We start from the raw sequence: 6,869 nt of genomic DNA, 5'->3' as shown, positions 1-6,869 counted from the left end.
CAAAATGATCGCCGAAAACCCGATGTCCGGGCGCGGCTGCCATGCCGGGATCGCGAACGGGTTTTGACAGCGCCGGAGGTTCCGGCGAATGTCGCATTCGTGACGCGGCAGGGGGCAGGACCCGGAATGCAGGCAGACAATGAGGATCCGATCTCCTTGTGGGATCGTACCGCGCCGGCGGATGCGATTGCGGGGGGCATGGCGGCCTCGGCCGATCTGGCCATCGTCGGTGCCGGTTTCACCGGGCTTTCGGCGGCCCTGCACGCAGCCGAGCAGGGGCTGAGCGTGCAGGTGATCGAGGCGCGGCGGATCGGTCATGGCGGTTCGGGGCGCAATGTCGGGCTGGTCAATGCCGGCCTGTGGCTGCCCCCGGATCAGGTTCGCGCCGCCCTGGGCGAAGAGGCCGGAAGCCGCTTGATCGCCGGTCTGGGGGACGCGCCCGATCTGGTCTTTTCGCTGATCGAACGTCACGGCATCGCCTGCGAGGCGTCCCGAAACGGCACCATCCATGTGGCTCATTCGGCAGCCGGGCTGGCCGATCTGCGCGACCGCGCATGGCAATGGCAGCGTTTGGGCGCACCCGTCGAACTGCTGTCGGCCGCCGAGGCCGCGCGGCGGACCGGGACCCGCGCCTTTCACGGCGGATTGCTGGATCGCCGCGCCGGCACGATCAACCCGATGGGCTATGCGCGCGGTCTGGCGCGCGCCGCGCGCGCGGCCGGGGCGCGGATCGTGGAAAACGTCCGCGTAACGAAGCTGACGCGCGAGGGTCCGGCCTGGCGCTTGCGCAGCGATGCGGGCGAGATCAGGGCGGATTCGGTGATCCTGGCCACCAACGCCTACAGCGACGGCCTGTGGCCGGGACTGGCGCGAAGCTTCATCCCGATCCGGTTCTTTCAGCTTGCGACGGCGCCGCTGGGGGATCGGGCCCGTTCGATCCTGCCCGGCGGTGAGGGCGTGTGGGATACGGCGCGCGTCATGTTCTCGTTGCGGCGCGACGTGGCGGGGCGGCTGATCCTGGGGTCCATGGGATCGCTGATTGGCGGCGATGCGGGCCTGTCGCGGCGATGGGCGGCCCGGCGGCTGCGGGTCCTGTTTCCCGATCTGGGTCCGGTCGAATTCGAGGCGGGCTGGGACGGACGCATCGCCATGACCGGCGATCATCTGCCGCGCATCCTTTGCCCGGCCGAGGGGCTGTTCATTCCGATCGGCTATAACGGGCGAGGCATCGGTCCGGGCACGCATGTCGGACGCGGACTGGCCCGGCATCTGGCGGGCGGGGCGTTGTCGGATCTGCCTCTGGCGCCATCCGCGATGCCGGTGGCCCGGGGCGGCAGGGCGGTGGCGCGGTTCTGCGATGCGGCCTTTGCGGCTCATCAATTGTGGCGATCGCTGTGACCGGCGGGGCCGGGGCACGGGATGATGGACGCCGGGCGCGGGCTGACCTATGACGGATCGCGAAGTGTTGATAAGGGGTGGACGTGATGAAGATTGCCGTGGCCGGACTGGGATATGTCGGATTGTCGAACGCGGTTCTGCTGGCCCAGCGTCATCAGGTGGTGGCGCTGGACATCGATGCCGAGCGCGTCGCGTCGGTGCAGGCGCGGGTTTCGCCCATCGAGGATGACGAGATCGCGGAATTCTTCGCCGGCCGGGCGCTGAACCTGACGGCGACGACCGATCCGCGCGAAGCGATGTCCGGGGCCGATTACGTGATCGTGGCGACGCCCACCAATTACGATCCCCGCAGCAATTACTTCGACACGTCCTCGGTCGAACAGGTCGTGGCCATGGCGTGCGAGATGGCGCCCGATGCGACCATCGTCATCAAATCGACGATTCCCGTGGGCTTTACCCGCAGCATCCGCGACAGGTCGGGTTGCGAGCGGATTCTGTTCTCGCCGGAATTCCTGCGCGAGGGCAAGGCACTTTACGACAATCTCCATCCCAGCCGGATCGTGGTCGGCGACAGGACGGCGGCGGCGCGCCGTTTCGCCGACATGCTGGTGGCGGCGGCCGAGGACCGCGATGTGCCGGTCCTGCTGACCGATTCGACCGAGGCCGAGGCGATCAAGCTGTTCGCCAATACCTTCCTTGCCATGCGGGTCGCGTTCTTCAACGAACTGGACAGCTATGCGCTGAGCCACGATCTGGATCCGCGCGCGATCATCGAGGGGGTGTCGCTGGATCCACGGGTGGGCGATTACTACAACAACCCGTCCTTCGGCTATGGCGGTTATTGTCTGCCAAAGGATACCAAGCAGTTGCTGGCGAATTATGACAGCGTGCCGCAGAACCTGATCGCGGCCATCGTGGAATCGAACCGGACGCGCAAGGACTTCATCTCGGATCAGGTCCTGTCGCGGCGGCCCAAGGTCGTGGGGATCTACCGGCTGGTGATGAAGGAAGGCTCGGACAATTTCCGCGACAGCGCGATTCAGGGCATCATGAAGCGGATCAAGGCCAAGGGTGTCGAATGTATCGTCTACGAGCCGGCGCTGGATGCCGAACAATTCTTCAACTCGGCCGTGATCCGCGATCTGGAGGCATTCAAGGCCAAGGCCGACCTGATCATCGCCAATCGCCGCCATGACGATCTGGACGATGTGGCCGGCAGGGTCTTTACCCGCGATCTGCTGAGACGCGATACCTGAAACGATTTCAGCGGTCGCGCCAAGCATACCACGCATAGGCCGCGCGCAGCAGGTGGCGGCGCAGGCCGCCACCCTCGAACCGGGGCGGAGGACGGGCGAAAAAGCCGGGCAGATCCGCGGTCTGGTCCATCGCCAGCCGGGCCATCTGCTGCCCGGCGAAGCTGCCCATCGCGACGCCGTTGCCGTGATAGCCGAAGGCCGCAAAGGCGCCCGGCCAGGTGTCGATGGGGCCGGTGAAGGGCACCAGGCTGCGGGTCAGGCAGGCGAGGCCGGACCAGAAATGCGTCATCCCGACCTGACGCCAGGCCGGGAACATGGCCTGGAAATCCGCGATGATCCGGTGGCGGATGGCGCGATGGGTGCGGGGCGTCCAGGCAATGCCGCCGCGCATCCCGAACAGGAACCGGCGGTCGGGCAGCAGGCGGAAGTAATGCAGCAGGCTGCGGCTGTCGAAGGCCATCAGATCGGTGCTCCAGCCCTGCGCGGCGATCTGGGCATCGGTCAGCGGCCGCGTCACGATCACCGAGGACTGCACCGGCAGATAGCGGCCGCGCATCCAGTCCGGCAGGTCTTCCGCGGAATAGCCGTTCGTGGCCAGCAGCAGCCGGCGCGCGCGCAGGTGTCCGTATGGCGTGGCCAGCACATAACTGTCCCGCCGCCGCGCGATCCGCAGAACCGGGCTGTCGGCGTGAAGGCGCGCGCCGTGATCCTGCGCGGCATGGGCCAGGCCCAGCACATATTTCCGCGGGTTCAGCGCAAAGCCCAGGGGCAGCACCAAACCGCCGTGAAAGCCCGTGCCCGCGGCGCCCTCGGCGGGCAGATCGGCGGCGGGGATCAGGCGCGGCGTGATGCCATAATCGCGCGCGGCCAGCCCGGCCTCTTGCTGAAACGCGGCCCAGTCGCGCGGGCGATGCGCCAGTTGCAACTCGCCACCCCGCGAATGGGTGTCGGCGTCGATGCGGTGATCGTCCAGAACCGCGCGGACATGGGCGATGGCGGCCATCTCGGTGGTGCGATAACGGCGGTGCTCGGCCTCGCCATAGCGGCGGATCATCGCGTCACGGCCCAGCTTTGCGCCGCCGAGGCAGCAGAAGCCGCCATTGCGGCCCGAGGCGCCCCAGCCGGGCCGGTGCCGGTCCAGCACCGCCACATCCTGCCCCGACCGGGCCAGTTCCAGCGCCGCCGACAGCCCGGTGACGCCTGCCCCGATCACCGCGAAATCGGCCTGGGCCTCGCCGTGCAGGGCCGGATAGGTGCACGGATCATCCTGCGTGCCGGGCCAGAAACAGCCGTCCAGGGCGGCCGCGCCGTAGGCTGCGGGTTCATAGAGGCGCGACCGACTCATGCACGCACGCCGGCCAGTTCCTCTTGCCGCTGACGGATGATGGCGCGCTTTGACACCAGCGAGGCCGAGACGACGCCCACGGCCACGATGGAGATCATGATCGTGGACAGGGCGTTGATTTCGGGGCTGACGCCAAGGCGGACCGAGGAAAAGATGCGGATCGGCAGCGTGGTCGAGGACGGGCCGGCGGTGAACGAGGCGATCACCAGATCGTCCAGCGACAGGGTGAAGGCCAGAAGCCAGCCCGAGATCACCGCCGGCGTGATGATCGGCAGCGTCACCGACCGGAAGGCGTCGAAGGGCGTGCAGCCCAGATCCAGCGCGGCCTCTTCCAGCGAACGGTCGAAGGTCATCAGCCGCGACGAGACGACGACCGAGACATAGCACATGGAAAACGTCGTATGCGCCAGGACGATGGTGAAGATGCCGCGGTCAAGGTTGATGGCGATGAACAGCAGCAGCAGCGAAAGGCCGGTGATCACGTCGGGCATGACCAGTGGCGCGTAGATCATGCCGGAAAACAGCGTCCGCCCCGGAAAGCGCCCCGCCCGGACCAGCACATAGGCCGCCATCGTGCCCAGAACCGTCGCCAGCGTCGACGAGAAGAAGGCGACCCGCAGCGTCACCCAAGCCGCGTCCAGGAACTGCTGGTTGCCCATCAGAGAGACATACCACTGCGTCGAGAAGCCCGCCCAGACCGTGACCAGCTTCGAGGCGTTGAAGCTGTAGATGATCAGGATCAGCATCGGCAGATACAGGAAGGCGAAGCCCAGGCTCAGCGTGGTGACGTTGAACCAGCTCAGGCGGCGATTCATTGGCTGGCCTCCTGCTGGCGTTGTTGGTTGCGCTGGAACAGCACGATGGGAACGATCAGCAGAATCAGCAGGACCACCGCGACCGCAGAGGCCACCGGCCAGTCGCGGTTCGAGAAGAATTCCTCCCACAGGACCTTGCCGATCATCAGCGTGCGCGAGCCGCCCAGCAGCGAGGGAATCACGAATTCGCCTATGACCGGGATGAAGACCAGAAAACAGCCCGCGATGATGCCCGGCCGCGACAGCGGCAGCGTCACCAGCCAGAAGGCCGACAGCCGCGAACAGCCCAGATCCTCGGCCGCCTCGATCAGGGCGCCGTCCATCTTTTCCAGCGTGGCGTAGATCGGCAGGATCATGAAGGGCAGGTAGGTATAGACGATGCCTATATAGACGGCCGTCGTCGTGTTCATGATCTGGAGCGGCATGTCGATGATGCCGGTCCAGAGCAGGAACTGGTTCAGGAACCCCTCATTCGCAAGGATCCCGATCCACGCATAGACCCGGATCAGGAACGAGGTCCAGAAGGGCAGGATCACCAGCATCATCAGCGTGGGCCGCCATTCGTCGGGACTTTGCGCCATGCCGTAGGCGACGGGATAGCCGACCAGCAGCGTGATGAAGGTCGAGACGGCCGCGATCTGCAAGCTGGACAGATAGGACCGCCAATACAATTCGTCCTGGGTCAGCCAGATGAAATTCTCGAAATCGAGCTGGCCGAAGAATTCCTTGATCGACGCCCAGCCGCCCGACAGATCCAGCGTCGGCGTGTAGGGCGGAATCGCCACCGCCGTATCCGAAAGCGAGATTTTCAGCACGATCAGGAATGGCACCAGGAACAGCCCCAGCAGCCACAGATAGGGAATCGCGATCAGCAACAGGCGGCGCAGGTTCATGACTGCCTCCCTATTCGGTCAGGACGACGCCGGCGGTCTCGGTCCAGGACAGCCAGACCTCGTCGTCCCAGGTAAAGTCGCGCCGCGCCAGGCGTCGCGCATTGGTCATCTGGGCCGAGAATTTCTGCCCGCCCGGCAATTCCAGGTGATAGGTCGAGACATTGCCGAGATAGCCGATATCGACGATCCTGCCGCGAACCTGATTGGTGCGGTCGGGATCGGGTTCGGTTCCCACGACGATCTTTTCCGGCCGGATCGCGAAGGAGACGCGCTGTCCGTCCGGGATGTGGTCGGCTGCGGCGATGATCGGCTGCGCGCCTTCGGCGTAGTGGATCGACACCCGGCCCTCGCCGGCAGGCGAGGCATTGCCCTCGATGATGTTCACATCGCCGATGAAATCCGCGACATAGACGCTGTTCGGGGTCTCGTAGATGCCGGCGGGCGTGTCCACCTGGACGATGCGCCCGTGATCCATGACCGCGACGCGGCTGGCGACCGTCATCGCCTCTTCCTGATCGTGGGTGACGATGACGAAGGTCGTGCCGGTCTTTTCCTGAATGTCCATCAGCTCGAACTGCGTATCTTCGCGCAGCTTGCGGTCCAGGGCGCCCAGCGGTTCGTCCAGCAGCAACAGCTTGGGCGCCTTGGCCAGCGACCGGGCCAGCGCCACCCGCTGCCGCTGTCCGCCGGAAATCTGGTGCGGCTTGCGTCTGGCGAATTTCTCGAGCCGGGTCAGGCGCAGCATCTCGGTCACGCGCGCGGTAATCTCGTCCCGCGACATCTTCGATCGTTTCAGCCCGAAGGCGATGTTGTCCTCGACCGTCAGATGGGGAAACAGCGCATAGCTTTGGAACATCATGTTCACCGGCCGCTTGTTGGGCGGGATCGGCCCGACATCGACATCATCGACGGTGATCTTGCCTTCGCTGGGCGTCTCGAACCCTGCCAGCATCCGCATCAGCGTGGTCTTGCCGCAGCCCGAGGGGCCGAGAAGGGCGAAGAATTCCTTGCGGTAGATGTCCAGATCCAGGCTGTCGATGGCGGTGAAGGTCCCGAACCGCTTGGTGACGTTGCGGAACCGGATCAGCGGCACCTCGTTCGGATCGTCCCAGGGGGCGAAGACATTCTGCGGCTTGGACTGCGCCATCGAAACCTCTGACGG

6 protein-coding genes are annotated in these 6,869 nt (G+C 65.8%); 2 read left to right on the top strand and 4 right to left on the bottom strand.

Features of this window, described 5'->3' with window-relative positions:
- Window positions 1-126: 126 nt before the first annotated feature.
- Window positions 127-1,398 (top strand): NAD(P)/FAD-dependent oxidoreductase, encoded by a 1,272-nt coding sequence (locus tag B4L36_RS12925; RefSeq protein WP_292957965.1) that lies wholly within the window; start codon window positions 127-129, stop codon window positions 1,396-1,398.
- 86 nt (window positions 1,399-1,484) lie between these two features.
- Window positions 1,485-2,654: a nucleotide sugar dehydrogenase gene (locus B4L36_RS12920; RefSeq protein ID WP_292957963.1), complete on the top strand. Its 1,170-nt coding sequence runs from the start codon at window positions 1,485-1,487 to the stop codon at window positions 2,652-2,654.
- Window positions 2,655-2,661: 7 nt separating this feature from the next.
- Here the strand turns inward: B4L36_RS12920 and B4L36_RS12915 are convergent, their stop codons facing one another.
- Genes B4L36_RS12915 through B4L36_RS12900 form a run of 4 tightly spaced genes read right to left on the bottom strand, consistent with a single transcriptional unit; the run spans window position 2,662 to window position 6,854 of the window.
- Window positions 2,662-3,999, bottom strand: a complete 1,338-nt coding sequence (locus tag B4L36_RS12915) for an NAD(P)/FAD-dependent oxidoreductase (RefSeq protein WP_292957961.1) — start codon at window positions 3,997-3,999, stop codon at window positions 2,662-2,664.
- Window positions 3,996-4,814, bottom strand: coding sequence for an ABC transporter permease (locus B4L36_RS12910; protein WP_292957959.1), 819 nt, complete (start codon window positions 4,812-4,814; stop codon window positions 3,996-3,998). Before B4L36_RS12910 ends, B4L36_RS12915 begins: the two co-directional genes overlap by 4 nt.
- Window positions 4,811-5,701: an ABC transporter permease subunit gene (locus B4L36_RS12905; RefSeq protein WP_292957979.1), complete on the bottom strand. Its 891-nt coding sequence runs from the start codon at window positions 5,699-5,701 to the stop codon at window positions 4,811-4,813. The genes B4L36_RS12910 and B4L36_RS12905 overlap by 4 nt, the downstream gene beginning before the upstream one ends.
- Window positions 5,702-5,717: 16 nt before the next feature.
- The gene (locus tag B4L36_RS12900; RefSeq protein WP_292957957.1) at window positions 5,718-6,854 is read right to left on the bottom strand and encodes an ABC transporter ATP-binding protein; all 1,137 of its coding nucleotides are present in this window, start codon (window positions 6,852-6,854) and stop codon (window positions 5,718-5,720) included.
- Between the last annotated feature and the right edge of the window lie 15 nt (window positions 6,855-6,869).

This window comes from Paracoccus sp. UBA889 (genome assembly GCA_002294185.1).
Classification (GTDB): Bacteria; Pseudomonadota; Alphaproteobacteria; order Rhodobacterales; family Rhodobacteraceae; genus Paracoccus.
This window is presented reverse-complemented; position numbering and strand designations above follow the sequence as displayed.

Bases quoted from the DNA above. Each gene is read 5' to 3' on its own strand.
- B4L36_RS12925 (WP_292957965.1), top strand. From the start codon at position 127: ATGCAGGCAGACAATGAGGATCCGATCTCCTTGTGGGATCGTACCGCG.
- B4L36_RS12920 (WP_292957963.1), top strand. From the start codon at position 1,485: ATGAAGATTGCCGTGGCCGGACTGGGATATGTCGGATTGTCGAACGCG.
- B4L36_RS12915 (WP_292957961.1), bottom strand. From the start codon at position 3,999: ATGAGTCGGTCGCGCCTCTATGAACCCGCAGCCTACGGCGCGGCCGCC.
- B4L36_RS12910 (WP_292957959.1), bottom strand. From the start codon at position 4,814: ATGAATCGCCGCCTGAGCTGGTTCAACGTCACCACGCTGAGCCTGGGC.
- B4L36_RS12900 (WP_292957957.1), bottom strand. From the start codon at position 6,854: ATGGCGCAGTCCAAGCCGCAGAATGTCTTCGCCCCCTGGGACGATCCG.